Source organism: Sphingomonas sp. CFBP 13728, assembly GCF_014841895.1.
Taxonomy (GTDB): domain Bacteria; phylum Pseudomonadota; class Alphaproteobacteria; order Sphingomonadales; family Sphingomonadaceae; genus Sphingomonas.
This window is the reverse complement of record NZ_JACYUS010000003.1, coordinates 61,220-79,005: the sequence shown is the minus strand read 5'-3', so window position 1 is coordinate 79,005 and position 17,786 is coordinate 61,220. Positions and strand designations below refer to the sequence as shown.

Below are 17,786 nucleotides of genomic sequence, written 5' to 3'. Positions count from 1 at the left end.
CTCCAATCGATAACTCGAGGCTGCTAAGCCAATCTGCGGTCAGCCGTCGGCCAAGCCGATGCCGATGCTCGCGCGGGCGCTTTCGGACTCGCTGCTGACAACGGGATAGGCGCAGTAATCGGCTGCGTAATAGGCGCTCGGGCGGTGGTTGCCCGACCAGCCGATGCCGCCGAACGGCGCGCCTGACGAGGCGCCGTTGGTCGGCTTGTTCCAGTTGACGATGCCGGCGCGGATGTTCGCCCAGAACCGGTCGTAGAGCGAGGGAGTCTGGCTGATCAGCGAGGCGGACAAGCCGTAGCGCGTGTTGTTCGCCTCGGCGATCGCGGCGTCGAAATCATCGACGCGGACGACCTGGAGGATCGGCCCGAACAGCTCGATATCGGGGCGGTCGGCGATGTCGGTGACGTCGATCAGCGCGGGCTTGAGGAACGGCAGGTCCGCGACCGGGCGTTCGAGATGGCGGATCGGGCGGCCGCCGCGCGTGAGCAGTTCGAGGAAACTCTCGGTGAGTTGCTCGGCGGCTTCGTTGTCGATCACGGGGCCCATGAACGGGGCGGGGTTGGCGTGCGGCTCGCCGACGATGATCCGGCCGACCATCTTGTCGAGCGTGGCGATCAACGGGTCGTAGAGCTTCGTATCGACGATCAGCCTGCGGGCGGCGGTGCAGCGCTGGCCGGCGGTGGTGAAGGCCGATTGGATGATCAGCACGGCCGCGGTGTGCAGGTCGGGCGTATCCCAGACGACGATCGGATTGTTGCCGCCCATCTCGAGCGCGAGGATCTTCTCGGGCTTGTCGGCGAACGCGCGGTTGAGCGCCAGGCCGGTGCGCGCCGAGCCAGTGAACAGCAGTCCGTCGATATCGGGATGCGCGGCGAGCGCCTTGCCTTCGTTCGGGCCACCGATGACGAGACGGATGCATTCGGGCGGCACCCCGGCGGCGCGGAAGCACTCGACCAGGAAGGCGCCGACGGCTGGGGTTTTTTCCGACGGCTTGAAGACGACCGCGTTGCCCGCGATCAGCGCAGGGACGATGTGGCCGTTGGGCAGATGCGCGGGGAAATTGTACGGCCCGAGCACCGCGAGCACGCCGTGTGGCTTGTGGCGGACGGCGATGCGCGAGCCCATCGTCGCTTCGAGGCGGCGTTGCGCGGTGCGATCGGCGTAGGCGCTGACCGAGATGTCGACCTTGGCGATGACGGTCTCGACTTCGCCGCGCGCTTCCCAGATCGGCTTGCCGGTCTCGCGCGCGATCAGGTCGGTGAAGGCATCGTTGCGCTGCCGGACGATGTTGGCGAAGCGCCGCATCGTCTCGATCCGGAAGGCGAGCGGTTTCGACGCCCAGCTCGACCAGCCGGCGCGCGCGCAGGCGACCTCCGCGTCGACGTCGCCGACCGGATGGCGCCAGAGGACCGCGCCGGTGGCGGGTTCGTGGGAGATGATCTCGTCGGACATGGCGCTGCTCTTGCCTCAAATCAGGGATGATTCCAATTATTCGGCGAGCGCGTCTCCCATGTTGCGGATCGCGGCGACTTTCGCGGTCAACAGCGTCCAGTCGTCATTGTCGGCGATCGGGGCCCAGATCGCCTCCACTTCGTCGATCAGCATGCTGCAAGGCTCGCCCGACCAATAGGCGTGCGACCTGTCCTTGCGGGGTTCGTACGACGCGAGCGCGGCGCGGACCTCGGTCCAGGGGTCGGTATAGGTTTCGGGCAAGTCGCCCCCGAACACGTCGAAAAAGAAGCGGTCGATGCCGACTTCCGAGGTGCGAAGTGCGCGTTCGGTGACCTGGACGAGGTCGCGGTCGGTATCGGGATCGCGCGGGCGGACGCCGAGGCGCCAGAGGATCGCCTGCGTGACCTCGGGTTGGTAGCGCGGACCGAACTGGTCGAGTGCGGCTACCAGCGGGTCGCTCTCGGCGATCTGGCGAAGTGCGACGGCGAGTTGCATCACGTCCCAGTGGATCGCCTCGGGCTGGCGACCGAACGCGTAGAGTCCCTGGTGGTCGAAATAGGCGGCGGTGAAGGCGGGGTCCCAGGTCGGGGCGAACCGCCATGGGCCGTAGTCGAAGCTCTCCCCGGTGACGTTGATGTTGTCCGAATTGAGTACGCCGTGGACGAAGCCCGCCGCCATGTAGCGCGCCGCGAGGCGCGCGGTGCGGCCGACGACAAGGTCGAGCAGGCGGACCGGATCGTCGCTGTCCTCGTCGTAGAGGTTGCGCAGCGTGTAGCCGACGAGCTTGCGCAATCCCGCTTCGTCGCGGTGGTAGGCGAGACGCTGGAAGCTGCCGATGCGGACGTGGCTGTGGTTGAGGCGGACCAGCACTGCGGAGCGAGTTGGGCTGGGCTCGTCGCCGCGTTGGAGTTCCTCGCCGGTCTCGATCAGCGACAGTGTCCGCGAAGTCGGCACGTTGAGCGCTTCCAGCATCTCGGTCGCGAGGATTTCGCGCATGCCGCCCTTGAGGGTGAGGCGGCCGTCACCGGCACGGCTCCACGGCGTCTGGCCGGATCCCTTGGTGCCGAGGTCCATCAACCGGCCTCGGTCATCCCGCATCTGCGCAAAGGTGAAACCGCGGCCGTCGCCGAGATCGGGATTGTAGTTGCGGAACTGGTGGCCGTGGTAGCGGAGTGCGAACGGCTGGGGGAGCGTGCCGGGGAGCGGCTCGAACCGGCCGAAATGGCGCGTCCATTCGTCGTCGGAGAGCGTGTCGACTCCGATCTGCGTGGCGGCGCGGTCGTTGCGGAAGCGAGTTCGCGTCTCGGGGAAGTCGGCGGGCGCGACGGGATCGAAGAAGCCGTCGCCGAGGTCGAGGAGCTTTGCTTCGGGGCGATAGGCTTGCGGGGAGATAGGCATGCGGCGATATGGTGGCCGCTACCCGAAGGACGCAACCATGGCCGCTTACGAAAACCTCTATTGGTGGTCCAACGACGGGCTAAGGCTCCACGCGAGGGACTATCCCGGCGGGGCGGAAGGCCAGCCACCAATCATTTGCATGCCCGGCCTGACGCGTAATGCTCGCGATTTCGATGCGCTCGCGGCGAGGCTCGCGGGGCGCTGGCGTTTGATCGCGGTGGACTTTCGCGGGCGGGGCGAGAGCGCGTACGCGAAGGACCCGATGTCGTACGTCCCGCTGACGTACGTGCAGGACGTCGAGGCATTGCTGACCGATCAGGGTATCGACCGGTATATCGCGTTCGGCACGTCGCTCGGCGGGATCGTGACGATGCTGATGGCCGGGCCATCGCGCGGCCGGATGATGGCGGCGCTGCTCAACGACGTCGGCCCGGAGATCGACGCGCAGGGGCTATCGCGAATCCGCGGCTATGTCGGCAAGGCGAGCGTCTTTCCGACCTGGATGCACGCCGCGCGCTGCGTCTCCGAGAACAACGCCGACGTCTATCCCGACTGGCAGATCGAGGATTGGCTGGCGATGGCCAAGCGGCTGTACCGGCTCAACAGTTCGGGGCGGATCGTGCTCGACTACGATCTGAAGATCGCCGAGCCGTTCCGCGTGCCGGGGAACGAAGCGGGGCCGGACATGTGGCAGGGGCTGGCGTCGCTGCGCGACGTGCCGACGCTGATCGTGCGCGGCGGGCGCTCGGACCTGCTGTCGGCGGCGACCGCGGAGCGGATGGCGGCATCGCTCGACCAGGCCGAACTGGTGACCGTGCCGGGCGTCGGCCACGCGCCGACGCTGAGCGAGACGATGCTGCAGGAGCCGATCGACCGGTTGCTGGCGCGCGCTCTTGAGGGGGCGGGCATCCGCGCTTAGGGACATCCGGCTGGGACTGCGCGTTTGGCGTCGACCTTACTGACAAGCCGGGAAACTCAATGACCGAACGCGCCGACCTCCACACGACCGCCCGCCCGCTCAAGGGCCGTCGCGCGATCATTACCGGGGGCACGACCGGGATCGGCCGGGCGATCGCGGTGATGCTCGCGGCTAACGGTGCCAAGGTCTATATCTGTGGACGCGATGAGCGGTATCTTCGGGATGCACTGGCGCACATCCGCGAGGTCGGCGAGGGCGACGGGATGATCACCGAACTGGCCGATCCCGACAAGGTTCGCGCGTTCTTCGATGCGGGCGAGGCGTATCTCGGCGGCTTCGACATCACCGTCGTCAACGCGGCGGTCGCAGCGGGCGGGCTGACGCAGATGAGCGAGGACGAACTCCGCTATGCGATCGCGGTCGATTTCACCGCGTACCTGCTCAGCGCGCATCACGCCGCGCACCGGATGAAGCCGATCAGCGACATCGTCATCATCGGCTCGCTGAGCGCGCATATCCTCGGGCCGAGCTCGACGGTGTATGCCGGGGTGAAGTCGGGCATCGCCGGCTTCTCGGAGGCGTTGCGGCGCGAGCTCGGGCCGAAGGGGATCAAGGTCTCGCTGGTCGAGCCCGGCAAGGTCGGCTCGAACATGCAGTATCCGGATGTGCCCGACGAAAAGCAGCGCCAGATGATCGAGGCTGAGCAGATGCTGCGCGCGGAGGACATTGCGGTCGGGGTGGAATTCGTCCTGACACAGCCGACGCGGACCGTGATCCAGCAGATCGTGATCGTTCCGCGGGCGCTCGAGGGGGAATAGGCGCCCACTAGCTTCCCCAATTCCGTTCGTGCTGAGCGAAGTCGAAGCACCTTCGCTCGGAGCACACCCTTCGACTTCGCTCAGGGCGAACGGAGATAGGGTGGCGAACAAAAAGGGGGAGGGCGAAGGGGGGCGATGAAAGATTAGATACCTTAGGAGAATAGCATGTTCGATCAGCTCGTCTTCACCCCCGCCGACATCGACCTGTCGCGCTCGCCGCTGGCGGGGAAGGTCGGCGCGGAGACCTATGTGCTCGGCGCGTTCAATCCCGGGATGACGCGGCTGGCGAACGGCAATCTGCTGCTGATGGTGCGCGTCGCCGAAGCGTTGCGGCAGCCTATCAAGAACGGCAACGTGCATGCGATCCGCTGGCAGGACGGCGCGTACCTGCTTGATGCGTGGCCGTTGCAGATGGTTGATACGAAGGATCCGCGCAAGTTCCTGATCCCTGGGGGCGGGTGGAAGGTGATGGCGTTGACGTCGTTGTCCTGGTTGCTGCCGGTCGAGCTGGACCCCGAGGCACGATCGGTCGTTGCGGTGCATTACGACAAGGCGATCGCGCCGCGGACGTCGTACCAATGCTATGGCGTCGAGGATGCGCGGATCTCGAAGGTTGGGGATCGGTATTTGATGACCACCTGTTCGGTGAGCCCGGAGCGGCATTCGACGACGTTGTATTCGTCCGCCGATGCGCTCGACTGGCAGCTCAAGGGGATCGTCCTCGATCACCAGAACAAGGACATGCTGATCTTCGAGGGGCTGATCGACGGGCAGTATTGGGCGCAGACCCGCCCACTCGGAGACCTGTATTTCGCGTATCCACCGGGCAGCGAATGGCGCAGCGGACCGTCGATCAACCTGTCGCGCTCACCCGATGCGCTGCATTGGAAGCCGCACGACAAGCCCGGCATCCGGCCACATTCGGCCACAGTGTCGACTGCGCGGATGGGCGGCGGCGCGCCGCCGATCCTGACCGATCGCGGCTGGCTGACGCTGTGGCACGGTGTCGAGCCATCTGGCGTGGTCGGCATCTACCGGACGTACTGGTCGATCCTCGACAAGGACGACCCGTCGATTACCGTCGCGACTGAGCACACCGCATTGCTGGAGCCGAACCCCGCGCTCACCGAGCCGCTGAGGGACAGCATGTACCTCGACAACGTGGTCTTCACGACGGGCATCGCCGACGCCGGCGACTTCTACGTGGTGGCAAGCGGCGAGGCGGACCTCGCGTGCCGGATCACGCATATCTCCAAGGACGCGTTCGCCGCCGCCCCGTGAACCGCACGCGATAGCGCTTTCCACGCACCCCCGGACCGCCTAAGCGACGCGTATCCCCGGGGGGCCGCTCATGCGCGGCTGAGAGGTGGGCAGCAGCCCATGACCCGCTGAACCTGATCCGGCTTATACCGGCGTAGGGAGGGTCTGCGGCTGGCCCGTCGTCCCTCCGATTGGAGTGGACGTGACTTTTTTCAGTGCTGGTTTGAGTGTGATTTCCGCTGGGCGCGAGCGCAGACTTCTGGGGCGGGTCGCACTGTCCCTGTCTGCGACCCTCGCCGCATCGTCGGCCGGGGCGCAAGCGTCCGATCCGGTCGAACCTGCCGAGATTCGGGTGGTCGGCAAACAGGATCCGGCCGGCTTGCTGCCCGACCAGAAGGTGCCGCGCGCGCAAAGTGCGATCTCCGCCGACTTCATCGTCAAGCAGGCGCCGACGCTCAACGCGTTCCAGCTTGTCACGCTGTTGCCCGGCGCGAATGTCGCATCGAGCGACCCGTACGGCCTGTCGACGAGTTCCAGCCTGACGTTGCGCGGTCTCGGCCAGGACGAGATCGGGGTGCTGATGGAAGGCGCGCCGCAGAACGACATCGGCTATTATTACGCCTATCCGTCGCAGTTCGCCGACCCGGAGAACCTCAAGCGTATCACGCTCGCGCAAGGCTCGGTCGATATCGATTCACCGACGCTCGGCGGCGCCGGCGGGCTGTTGTCGCTGTCGCTGGACGATCCGAAGGCGCGTCCCGGCGCGCTCCTCGACCTGTCGCTCGGCAGCTACGCGGCGCGGCGTGGGTTCTTCCGCGTCGATAGCGGGACGATCGGCAATACCGGGCTTAAGGCGTCCCTGTCCTATTCGAACACCCGCGCGGACAATTGGCGGGGTGCCGGTTTCGACACCCGCCAGCATATCGACGCGAAGATTCTCAACGAATGGGGCGCCGGCAACCGCGCCAGCCTAGCGCTGTCGTACAACGACGCGAACTCGTCGAGCTACCCGAGCCCGACGCTCGCCGAATGGAACGTGCAAGGTCGCGGCTTCAACTACGACAAGCGCTACACGCAGGGAAATACGAATTACTGGCGCCTGTACCGCGCGCCGTTCCGTAACCTCTACGCCTCCGCGCCGGTGCACCTGGTGCTGACCGATCAGCTGGCGCTCGACAGCACCACCTACCTCCAGTTCGGCTACGGCAACTCGCCTTACGGCACGCAGTTGACCACCGAAGGCAATTTCCTTGGCACCGAGGAACTGGCACAGCCGATCGCGCTGCCCGGTGCAGTCGACGGCGTCGCGACCGTGCTCGGCAATTATACCGGCGACCAGATGCGAACCGGCAACGTCAGCAAGCTCACCTTCAGGACCGGCGCACACACGCTCACCGCTGGGCTCTGGTTCGACTACGGCACCGACCGCGTTACGCAGTCGTACACCTCGGTCGACGCCGATGGGCAGCCGTTCGACCGCTGGGGCTATCGTTCGAAGGCAATCCGCACCGCCGACGGCCGCCTGCTCGCCTATGAGAACCAGCGCACCGTCACCGTCACGAAAGGCTTCTTCCTCGCCGACAGCATCGCACTCACGCCGCGGCTGACGATCGATGCCGGGTTCAAGGGCGTGAACGTGCTGCGCAACGGCCGCAACTACCTCCCCGGACCGCAGGACAAGGTGCGCAACGACAGCTTCGCCGCGTTGCCGCGCGCCGCGATCCACTACCGGATCGACGATCGCCAGCAGCTGTTCGCCAACATCACCACCAACTTCCGCACGCCGAATGAGTTCACGCTCTACAACAGCTATGCAGGTGGCGCGGTCGTCGTTCAGGGGACCAACGCGCTTAAGAACGAATATTCGGTCTCGCAGGAAGTGGGCTATCGCTTCATCGGCGAGCAGTTCTCCGCGTCGGTGACCGGCTTCCACTACAAGTTCCGCAACCGCCAACTCGCGACCGTGCTCGACCAAGGCGGCGCGCAGGTCAACGCGACGCTCAACGCGGGTGGCCAGACCTCGTACGGCGTCGATGCGGAGATCGACTATCGCCCGGTCGCCGGGGTCAGCCTGTATCTTTCCGGCGAGTATCTGCGCGCCCGGATCGACGACGACCTCCCGGTCGGCGCGGACTTCCTGCCGACCAGGGGCAAGCACGCGGTGTCCAGCCCGACGGTGCAGTTCGGCGCCGGCGGGATCTATGACGACGGACGTTTCTTCGGCAGCGTCGCGTCGAAATATATCGGCCGGCAATATGCGAGCTTCATGAACGACGAGCGCATCAAGGGCTATGCGACGCTCGATCTGTCGGTCGGCATGCACCTCGCCGACTGGCTCGACGGCAAGCGGACCGACCTGCGCGTCAACGCGATCAACGTCACCGATCCGCACGTCCTCGCCGGTGTGCAGTCGGTCAGCACCAATGCGCAGGACACAATCGGCCGCAACGGCACGGTCATCGCTGGCGCACCGCCCGCTTATTACATCGGCAGCGGCGCGGCGGTCATGGCGACGATCTCGCGGGCGTTCTGAGGTGGCGTCGCAGCCCGCGCATCTCGTCCACGGCATGGGCACCGCGATGGAGGCGCCGACCTGGCCCGCGATAACCGCGGACGAGGCCGAGGCTGTACTCGCCCGCTTCCCGGCGGCAGGACGGATGACCGGGCTGCACTGGCATTCCCCGCGTCCCTTTTCCGCCGCGACGTTGGCACACACGACGCAGGGCGCGTTCTTGCTGAAACGTCATCACGCTAGTGTTCGTTCGATCGAGGGCTTGGCGGAGGAGCACGCATTCATCGCGCATCTCGCCGGTGCGGGCGTTTCCGTGGCCGAAGTGATGGCCACCGCAGATGGCGGGAGTGTAGTTGCGCGCGGCGAGTGGTCCTACGAGCTCTTTCGCGAGGCGCCCGGCGCGGACCTGTACCGCGACAGTCTGTCGTGGACGCCGTTCTTCAAGCACGCCCACGCGCATGCCGCGGGTGTCGCCCTCGCGACGCTGCACTTGGCCGCACGCGATTTCATGGCTCCGGCACGTCGCTCGCAATCGCTCGTGGCGAGCTTTACGATCCTGCCCGCAGCCGATCCGATCGCGGCGGCCGAAGTCTATGTCGCCGCCCGTCCGGCGCTCGCCGCATTCCTGACGCCCCGACCGTGGCGGCGGGACCTTGCGAGACTGTTCGGAACGTTGGGCGACGGGCTTCCCGCGCTGCTGGCGGCGCAGGTGCCGCTATGGACTCACAACGACTGGCATCCGTCCAACCTGCTCTGGTCGGGCGACGGGAGCGTGCGGACGGTGTTCGACTTCGGTCTCGCCGACCGTACTTGCGCCGTCCATGATGTCGCCACCGCGATCGAGCGCACCGCGGTACAGTGGTTGAAGCTGGGGCAGGGGAACGACGCGGCGATCGCAGACCCGGAGGCCGCGATCGCGATCCTTTCGGGCTATGCGACGATCCGGCCTCTGAGCTGCGCCGACATCGCGACGATCGTGCGCCTGTTGCCGCTGGTCCATCTCGAATTCGCGTTGTCGGAGATCGACTATTTCGCCGGCATCGTCGGCGACCCGGACTCGGCGATGCTGGCATGGGACGACTATCTGGTCGGTCATGCCGACTGGTTCCTGTCGGCAGTCGGTCAGGATTTCCTGAAGCGAATCGGCGGCGAGGGTCCGGTCCGATGACGGGGTTCGAAATCATCGCCGTCGTCGTCAGCTTCGCGGGCATCTGGCTGACCGCGACGCGGCGCATGCTGTGCTGGCCGGTCAATTTCGTTGCCTGCGCCCTGTACTTCAAGCTCTTCCTCGACGTTCGCCTGTATGCGGACATGGTCCTGCAGGCGCTGTTCGGGATCGCGATCGTCTATGGCTGGATCGCGTGGGCGCGTGGCAAGGCGGATACCGGCGACATCGTCGTGAGGCCGTTGCATCGCGCGCAAGCCTCCGCCGGGCTGGCGGCCGGTGCGGTCGGCGCGCTCGCGATCGGTTGGTTCATGAGCCGCTATACGAACGCGGCGCTGCCCTGGATGGACGCGGGGTTGAGCAGTTTCAGCCTGGTCGCGCAATATTCGACGGCGCGGCGTCATGCTGCGAGCTGGCTGCTCTGGATCGTTGTCGACGTGCTCTATGTCGGGATGTTCATCATGAAGGGGCTCATGCTGACGGCGGGCCTCTATGCGGTGATGATCGCGCTGGCGGTCATGGGATATCGGCGTTGGCGAGCCGCGTAGCGACGGTTCGGCGTCGACCTAGTCGCTTGCGTATCGGCGCGGATGATGTCAGCCGAGCCGGCATGATAGTGGACGCCGCAACCCGATGACAGCTCCGACCGAGACACTGCTCGATCTTGGCTGGAACGATCATTTCAGCGTCCAGGTTTCGAATGACGAAACGGCGCACTGCCACCCCGTTCGCGTGATGTCCGTCCACCGCGGCCAGATCGCGGTCGCGGGCGAGGGGGGGCAGCGTTTCGTCTCGCCGTACATAGCCGGTGCCTTGCCGACGGACGATCATCCGACCGTCGGCGACTGGCTGCTGATCGACAATCGGACGCTGGAGCCGGTGCGCGTCCTGCACCGGATGAACCTGTTCAAGCGGCGATCACCCGCCGATCCGCGCAAGGATCAGATGATCGCCGCCAATGTCGACACGGTGTTCCTCGTCGCGTCGTGCAACCAGGATTTCAGCGTCGCGCGGATCGAGCGGTACCTCGTTCTCGCGCGCGAGGTCGGCGTGAACCCGGTCGTCGTCCTGACCAAGATCGACCTGACCGACAGCCCGGAGACGTTCGTGGCGGCGGTGCACGGCATCGAGGCGGGATTGCAAGTCGAGGCGATCGACGGTCGCGATCCGGCCAGCGTCGCACACCTCGCGGCCTGGTGCGGCAAGGGCAAGACGGTGGCGTTCCTCGGCTCGTCCGGCGTCGGAAAGTCAACGCTCGTCAACACGTTGCGCGGGTCGGAGAGCATCCTCACCCAGGCGATCCGCAAGGGTGATTCGACGGGACGGCATACGACCACCGTGCGCGAGATGCACCGGCTGGAGGAGGGCGGCTGGCTGCTCGACCTGCCCGGCATGCGCGAACTGCAACTGTCGGACGCGTCGACCGGGATCGCCGAGGTGTTCGACGATTTCGAACTGGCGGCACAGGCGTGCAAGTTTTCGGATTGTTCGCACACCGTAGAGCCGGGCTGTGCGGTCCAGGCGGGGATCAAGGCTGGCACGCTGGCGCTGGACCGGTTCGCGCGCTGGCGCAAGCTCGCGGCCGAAGAGAAGGCCAATGCCGCGCGGACTGCCGGGCGGCGGCCGCATTGATGCAGGGCCCGGTATCCAGGGACGTGAGCGCAGCATGACACCACGGGAATTGCTGGCCACCGCGATCGTGCCGGGCGGCGGTGAGGAACTGCACCTGTACAGCCGCGGCGGCGACTTCATGATCCTGCTCGATCGTGCCGAGCTGATGAGCACGCGGATGACGGGCTCGGAAGAGGCGCTCGCGGTCATGACCTGCGAACGGCTGGGAAAGCGCCCGCGCCAACGACAGGGACCGCATCTGCTGATCGGTGGGTACGGCATGGGGTTTACGCTGCGCGCGGCGCTGGCAGCGCTCGACCAGAACGCACGGATAACGGTGGTCGAACTGGTGCCGGAGATCATCGACTGGGCGCGCGGGCCGATGGCGACGCTGATGGCGGGCTGTCTCGACGATCCGCGCGTGACATTGGTGCAGGGCGATGTCGGCGCGGTCATCGCAGAGGCGTCGTCGGCGTACGACGCGATCCTGCTAGACGTCGACAACGGCCCCGACGGGCTGACGCGGACCGACAACAACCGGCTCTATTCGGTACGCGGACTGGCTGCGGCGAAGCGGGCGCTGGCCCCCGGCGGCGTCCTGGCGATCTGGTCGGCGGCCCCCGACCCGGTCTTCGTCCGTCGCCTGGCCTCGTCCGGCTTCCGGACCGAGGAGGTCGTCGTGCGGGCGCGCAGCAACGGCAAGGGGCCGCGGCACGTCATCTGGTTCGCCACGCCGGCGGATTGACACGCGCCGCGGTATCATCGGCGGCGCTTCGATCGCTATAAGGCGCTTTGCCGACGCAAAGGGGACATGATGACCGCGGCTTTTCGAGCGCTTCTCGCGATCGTCCTTTTGATGATCCCGTCGGTCGGCTTCGCCGAGGATCAGTTCAAGGTCCTGGTGATCGCGACCCCCAGCAAATACCACTATGAATATATTCCGGTCGCGCGCGACAGTATCGAGCACCTCGCGAAGCTGCATGCGTTCCACGTCGAGTGGACCAGCGACCCTGCGGTGTTCGACGGCGACCTCAGCCACTACGCGGCGGTGATGTTCCTGAATACGCCGGCGGAACAGCTGAGCCAGACGCAGCGTCGGCATTTCGAGGCGTATATGCGTGGTGGCGGCAACGCGATCGTCGTGCACCGCGCCGCGATCATCCCGAAGACCGACTGGCCGTGGTACGAGAAACTGGTGGGTCGCAGTTTCGTCAATCATCCGATGCTGCAGACCGGCGTCGTCACCGTGGTCGACAAGGGCTTTCCGGCGACGTTCGGCGTGCCCGACCGCTGGATCTGGAGCGACGAGTTCTACGTCACCAGCAATCCGTTCGCGGTCCCCATCGATACGGTGCTCACGGTCGACGAGACCAGTTATGACCCGACCAGGATCTGGCCGGGTCAGGTGGCGAAGCCGATGGGGAAGGACCACCCCGAAGCCTGGTATCATCGGTATGAGAAGGGGCGGGTGTTCGTCACGCTGCTCGGCCACGATGCGGAGGCGTACCGCGACGAGCGCTATCTCCAGCACCTGCTGGGCGGACTCTACTGGGCCGCGACGGGCCGGGGTCAGCGACACTGAACCCCGGGCGCCGCGCGGTCGATCCCGGCTGTCAGACGCCGCCGGACGACGTCTTGGCGATCTTGCCGCGGTGCATGACGAAATCGACGTGTTCGAGCCGCGTGACGTCCTGCAGCGGAGAGCCCGTCACCGCGATGATGTCCGCCGTCTTGCCGGGCGCCAGCGTACCGATGTCGTCGCGGCCCAGCAGGTCGGCGGCGCCGACGGTGGCGGCGGCGATCGCCTGCGTCGGGGTGAGGCCGTTCTTCACCATCAGCGCGAACTCGGTCGCGTTGTCGCCGTGCTTCGACACGCCGGTATCGGTTCCGAACGCGACCTTCACGCCGGCCGCATAGGCGCGACGGTGGCTGTCGGCCATCGCGGCCGCGGCGGCTTCGGCCTTGACGATCGTCGCGGGCGGCAGCGCGCCGCCGCGGGCCTGCGCGAGCGCCGCGACGGGCGCGATCTCGGTCGGCACCAGATAGGCGCCCCTGGTCTTGAACAGCTTGATCGTATCCGCGTCGAGGAACGTCCCGTGCTCGATCGAATCGACACCGGCCTCCAGCGCCGCGCGCGTGCCTTCGGTCGCATGGCTATGCGCGGCGACCTTGCGACCGAGCGTATGCGCCGTCTCGATGATCGCGCGCATCTCCTCGGGCGTCATCGCACGGCCGAGCCCGCCGCTGACGTTCGAAAGCACGCCGCCGGTCGCGGCGAACTTGATGACGCGGGCGCCGAGTGCGACCTGCGCGCGCACCGCGCGGCGGCAGTCGTCGGGACCGTCGCACAGGTTCACTTCCTTGGCATGCACCATGTCGGCGAATTCCTCGGCCAGCCCGTTGCCGCCGTCGCCATGCCCGCCGGTCACCGAGATCATCTCGCCGGCGTTGGTGATGCTTGGTCCCTCGACCGTCCCCGCATCGATCGCGTCGCGGAGCGCACGGATGCCGCGCGGATCACCGCCGAGATCGCGGACCGACGTGAAACCGGCGTTCAGCGTCGTGCGGGCGTTGGCGACGGCGGTCATCTCGTCGTCGAACCGATCGCGGTTCAGCGCCTCCAGACGCGCGCGCATCGGATCGCCGCCGATACCCCAGAGATGCACGTGCATGTCGACCAGCCCCGGCAGGACGAAGGCGTTGCGGAGATCGACCAGAGCCGCGCCTTGCTCCGGTGCCACGAAGCCGTCGCGCAACTCCGCCACCTTGCCGTCGCGAACGATGATCGTCGTGTTGCCGCGCGGCGCTTGACCAGGGCGATCGAGCAGCGTGCCGGCGTGAATATAGGTCGTGGTCGACGGCTTGGTCTGCGCCAATGCCGATACCGAGACGGTCGCCGCCAGCCCGACCAGAAATGCCTTGATCATCATTCTCTCCCCTTTGCCTACCATGCTCGTCCAACCAAGGGGCGCCTGCAAGTGGTCATTGCGGGAACGGCGAACGCGGATGGCGGAGCGGGCAAGTCCTGTCGGGTATCGAAGGTCCCTTGAAAGCGCGCGCCGAAATCGGCATCGCGTTCGCCATGTCTGCTCCCGTGAACATCCTGCATCTCCACTCGTCGTTCGATCTTGGCGGCAAGGAGGCGCGGGCGGTTCGGTTGATGAACGCGTTCGGCGATCGCGCGAAGCATACCATCGTGTCGGGTATGCCCGATGCCCTGGGAGCGCGGGACTCGATCGCAAAGGGCATCCGCTACGAGATCGCGCAGAACCCACCGCCGCTGACGGGCAAGCCTTCGGTGAAGCGCTACGAGGCGATCGCGCAGTATATGCGGCGGTTCGATCTGGTGCTGAGCTATAACTGGGGTGCGATCGATGGGGCGATGGCGCGGCGGGCGTTCGCGAAGGACGCGCCGCCGCTCGTCCATCACGAGGACGGGTTCAACGCGGACGAGGCGGGCGGGCTCAAGATCGAGCGCAACATCTATCGGCGGCTTGCATTGGGCGCGGCGCATGCGCTCGCGGTGCCCTCCGAAGTGCTCGAAGGCATCGCGCTGAAGACCTGGAAACAGCCGCGCGAGCGCGTCCACCGGATCGTCAACGGGATCGGCACGGCCTATTACGCGCAGAAGCCCGAACCCAAGGCCATCCCCGGGTTCACGCGCAACGCCAAGGAAGTGGTGATCGGTGCGCTGGCGGGCTTGCGCGAGGTGAAGGACCTCACTGCGCTGGTCCGTGCGGTCGGTGGTGTATCCGGACGCGTGCGGCTGGTGATCATCGGGGAGGGCCCGGAGCGCGCGAACATCCTGCAAGCCGCCGCCGCGATGGGGATGGCGGACAAGCTCGTGCTGCCCGGATTTCTCGATCGCCCGTACCGCTATATCGGCCATTTCGATATGCTCGCGCTGTCGTCGCGCAGCGAGCAGTTCCCGATCGCGGTGGTCGAGGCGATGGCCGCGGGCCTGCCGATCGCAAGCTATCCCGTCGGCGACATCACGCGGATGGTCGCGCCCGAGAATCTGCCGTTCGTGACCGAGATCGCAAACGAGGTTCGGTTGCGTGATGCGTTGCAGGCGCTGGTCGGCGATCCCGCCTTGCGCGCCTCGGTCGGGGCCGCAAACCAGGCCAAGGCACGCGCGGAATTCGACGAAGCGGTTATGATCGCTCGCTATCGCGCGCTGTACGAAGATGCCCTGAACCGTCCGGGTGCGCTAACCTAGGTCGTAATATTGCTCGCACGCTGCGTCCTTGCGATATAGGGGGCCGTATTTTCCGGGAGAGGTGACGTCGTGTTCAAGGGCCTGAAGCCTATCGTCTATAACGGTCGGGAAGTCTGGCCTCTGGTTGAGGGCGGCAAGGGCGTTGCCGCGACCAACCACGCGTCGGCCGGCGCCTGGGCTGCGGCCGGGGGTATCGGCACGGTGTCGGCGGTCAACGCCGACAGCTACGATCCCGACGGCAAGATCATCCCGCAGGTCTATGAAGCCCTGACGCGGCGCGCCCGTCACGAGGAACTGGTCGAATACGCCATCGAAGGCGCGGTCCAGCAGGTCGAGCGCGCGTATGAGATCGCCGACGGCAATGGCGCGATCAACATCAACGTGCTGTGGGAAATGGGCGGCGCGCAGCGGATCCTGCACGGTGTGCTGGAGCGTACGCGTGGCAAGGTCGCCGGCGTCACCTGCGGCGCAGGCATGCCGTACAAACTGTCCGAGATTACCGCGTCCTACGGCGTCAGCTACCTGCCGATCGTCAGCTCCGGTCGCGCCTTCCGCGCGCTGTGGAAGCGGGCGTATTCGAAGGCGGCCGAGTGGCTAGCCGCGGTGGTGTACGAGGATCCGTGGCTCGCGGGCGGGCATAACGGCCTGTCGAACGCCGAGGACCCGTTGAAGCCGCAGGACCCGTATCCGCGCGTGAAGGAACTGCGCGACGTGATGCGCGAAGGCGGCATCAGCGACGACGTGCCGATCGTGATGGCCGGTGGCGTCTGGTATCTGCGCGACTGGAACGACTGGATCGATAATCCGGAACTAGGCACGATCGCGTTCCAGTTCGGCACGCGACCACTTCTCACGCGCGAAAGCCCGATCCCGCAGGGGTGGAAGGACGCGCTGACCCAGATCGAGGAAGGCGACGTGCTGCTGCACAAGTTTTCGCCGACCGGCTTCTATTCGTCGGCTGTGCGCAATCCCTTCCTGCGCTCGCTCGAAGCACGCTCGGAGCGCCAGATCGCGTTCTCGACGCAGGAGGCGGGCGACCATATCTTCCAGCTCGACGTCGGCGTGAAGGGCAAGAACTTCTGGGTCACGCGCAACGACCTGCTGCGTGCGCGGCAGTGGTTCGGCGAGGGCTATACCGATGCGCTCAAGACGCCGGACAACACGCTGGTGTTCGTCAGCCCGACCGAGAAGGGCATGATCCGCAAGGACCAGGCCGACTGCATGGGCTGCCTGTCGCAATGCTCGTTCTCGAGCTGGGCGGATACCGAGACCAACTCGACCGGACGCCTCGCCGACCCGCGTAGCTTCTGCATCCAGAAGACGTTGCAGGACATCGCGCATGGCGGCGACATCGACCAGAATCTGATGTTCGCGGGGCATGCGGCGTATAATTTCAAGAAGGACCCGTTCTATTCGAACGGCTTCGTGCCGAGCGTCGGGCAGTTGGTCGACCGGATTTTGACGGGGGATTGAGGCGGTAGATATCGGTGACTGAGCCGAACGCGTCTCACGCGAACATTTTCGCCGTTTTCCTAAGCAGCCCCGTCACCCCAGCGAAAGCTGGGGTATCGTTCTGAGGTTTTAGTCGCCCGCCAAACGGGGAGACCCCAGCTTCCGCTGGGGTGACGGGGCTGGGGGGCAGACGGCTCGCTGGAACCGCCCGAACCGTCCCGTGAACAACAGGAGCCGTAAATGACGCTACACGCCTGGTGGTTGTTCGTGGTTGCGGTGTTCCTCCTGTGCGGGACGCCAGGACCCAATATGTTGCACGTCATGACGCGCAGCATCGCCTTCGGCGCGCGGCGTAGCGTCGCGGCGATGGCGGGGTGCCTGACCGCGCTGGTGCTCGTGCTGGCGGCGTCCGCGGCGGGCGTATCCGCGCTGCTCGCGGCTTGGCCGAGAGTGTTCGACGCGTTGCGCTATGCCGGCGTCGCGTACTTGATCTTCCTCGGGATCAAGGCGTGGCGCGGGGCGGGGTCTCCGGTCGACGTCGGCGACGATACGTCGCCGGTGGCACTCCCTCCTTCCGTATCGGCGTGGCGCCTGTTTCGCGGCGGGTTCGTGATCGGGATCAGCAATCCCAAGTTGCTGCTGTTCGCCGCCGCGTTCCTGCCACAGTTCGTCGACCGCGCGTCACCGCAGGCGCCGCAGTTCGCGATCCTCGTCGTGACTTTCGCGGTGGTCGAGAGCTTCTGGTACGGCATGTATGCAGCCGGTGGGCGAACGCTCGCGCGCTATCTCACCCGCCCGGCGTTGCGGCGCGCCTTCGACCGCGTGACGGGTGCGATCTTCGTCGGGTTCGGCCTCGCTTTGCTGCGGGTGCGAGCATAGCGGGGCACGCAGCGCCATTGCCGTTCGGGGCGATAGCGCGCATAGCCGAGGCATCGCGGCGCTTCGTACGGGCAGGCTGTGACTGAGAGATGCTTTGCGCT

15 protein-coding genes and 1 riboswitch are annotated in these 17,786 nt (G+C 66.3%); of the genes, 12 read left to right on the top strand and 3 right to left on the bottom strand.

Annotation, left to right across the window (positions count from 1 at the left end):
• Positions 1-39: 39 nt before the first annotated feature.
• Both astD and IFT67_RS13265 read right to left on the bottom strand, forming a co-directional pair.
• On the bottom strand, positions 40-1,452 hold the full coding sequence (gene astD / locus IFT67_RS13270) for a succinylglutamate-semialdehyde dehydrogenase (RefSeq protein WP_192238747.1): 1,413 nt from the start codon (positions 1,450-1,452) through the stop codon (positions 40-42).
• A gap of 36 nt (positions 1,453-1,488) precedes the next feature.
• Positions 1,489-2,850 carry a protein adenylyltransferase SelO family protein gene (locus tag IFT67_RS13265; protein WP_192238746.1) on the bottom strand — a complete coding sequence of 454 codons (1,362 nt, stop codon included), beginning with the start codon at positions 2,848-2,850 and terminating at the stop codon, positions 1,489-1,491.
• Between the two features lie 37 nt (positions 2,851-2,887).
• Here IFT67_RS13265 and IFT67_RS13260 point away from each other — a divergent pair, with 37 nt between their 5' ends.
• From IFT67_RS13260 to IFT67_RS13220, 9 genes are all read left to right on the top strand, one after another.
• The gene (locus tag IFT67_RS13260; protein ID WP_192238745.1) at positions 2,888-3,769 is read left to right on the top strand and encodes an alpha/beta fold hydrolase; all 882 of its coding nucleotides are present in this window, start codon (positions 2,888-2,890) and stop codon (positions 3,767-3,769) included.
• Positions 3,770-3,828: 59 nt separating this feature from the next.
• Positions 3,829-4,587 carry an SDR family oxidoreductase gene (locus tag IFT67_RS13255; protein WP_192238744.1) on the top strand — a complete coding sequence of 253 codons (759 nt, stop codon included), beginning with the start codon at positions 3,829-3,831 and terminating at the stop codon, positions 4,585-4,587.
• A gap of 165 nt (positions 4,588-4,752) precedes the next feature.
• A complete protein-coding gene (locus IFT67_RS13250) occupies positions 4,753-5,868 on the top strand; it encodes a glycoside hydrolase family 130 protein (protein ID WP_192238743.1) in 1,116 nt (371 codons plus the stop codon).
• Positions 5,869-5,915: 47 nt separating this feature from the next.
• Positions 5,916-6,025, top strand: a riboswitch (TPP riboswitch).
• A 51-nt stretch (positions 6,026-6,076) separates the two neighbouring features.
• The gene (locus IFT67_RS13245; protein ID WP_446740819.1) at positions 6,077-8,380 is read left to right on the top strand and encodes a TonB-dependent receptor; all 2,304 of its coding nucleotides are present in this window, start codon (positions 6,077-6,079) and stop codon (positions 8,378-8,380) included.
• A gap of 1 nt (position 8,381) precedes the next feature.
• Positions 8,382-9,527 (top strand): phosphotransferase, encoded by a 1,146-nt coding sequence (locus IFT67_RS13240; protein WP_192238742.1) that lies wholly within the window; start codon positions 8,382-8,384, stop codon positions 9,525-9,527.
• Positions 9,524-10,072 (top strand): nicotinamide riboside transporter PnuC, encoded by a 549-nt coding sequence (gene pnuC, locus IFT67_RS13235; protein WP_192238741.1) that lies wholly within the window; start codon positions 9,524-9,526, stop codon positions 10,070-10,072. Before IFT67_RS13240 ends, pnuC begins: the two co-directional genes overlap by 4 nt.
• A gap of 85 nt (positions 10,073-10,157) precedes the next feature.
• A complete protein-coding gene (gene rsgA / locus IFT67_RS13230) occupies positions 10,158-11,156 on the top strand; it encodes a ribosome small subunit-dependent GTPase A (protein WP_192238740.1) in 999 nt (332 codons plus the stop codon).
• Positions 11,157-11,190: 34 nt separating this feature from the next.
• Positions 11,191-11,880: a spermidine synthase gene (locus tag IFT67_RS13225; protein WP_192238739.1), complete on the top strand. Its 690-nt coding sequence runs from the start codon at positions 11,191-11,193 to the stop codon at positions 11,878-11,880.
• A 66-nt stretch (positions 11,881-11,946) separates the two neighbouring features.
• The gene (locus IFT67_RS13220) at positions 11,947-12,717 is read left to right on the top strand and encodes a ThuA domain-containing protein (protein ID WP_244647391.1); all 771 of its coding nucleotides are present in this window, start codon (positions 11,947-11,949) and stop codon (positions 12,715-12,717) included.
• 31 nt (positions 12,718-12,748) lie between these two features.
• Here IFT67_RS13220 and IFT67_RS13215 read toward each other — a convergent pair whose 3' ends face one another.
• A complete protein-coding gene (locus IFT67_RS13215) occupies positions 12,749-14,065 on the bottom strand; it encodes a metal-dependent hydrolase family protein (RefSeq protein ID WP_244647390.1) in 1,317 nt (438 codons plus the stop codon).
• 152 nt (positions 14,066-14,217) lie between these two features.
• Here IFT67_RS13215 and IFT67_RS13210 point away from each other — a divergent pair, with 152 nt between their 5' ends.
• From IFT67_RS13210 to IFT67_RS13200, 3 genes are all read left to right on the top strand, one after another.
• A complete protein-coding gene (locus tag IFT67_RS13210) occupies positions 14,218-15,354 on the top strand; it encodes a glycosyltransferase (protein WP_192239125.1) in 1,137 nt (378 codons plus the stop codon).
• Positions 15,355-15,423: 69 nt separating this feature from the next.
• Entirely contained in the window at positions 15,424-16,827 is a 1,404-nt protein-coding gene (locus tag IFT67_RS13205; protein WP_192238736.1) for a nitronate monooxygenase, read from the top strand.
• A gap of 219 nt (positions 16,828-17,046) precedes the next feature.
• A complete protein-coding gene (locus IFT67_RS13200) occupies positions 17,047-17,685 on the top strand; it encodes a LysE family translocator (protein WP_192238735.1) in 639 nt (212 codons plus the stop codon).
• The last annotated feature ends 101 nt before the right edge of the window (positions 17,686-17,786 follow it).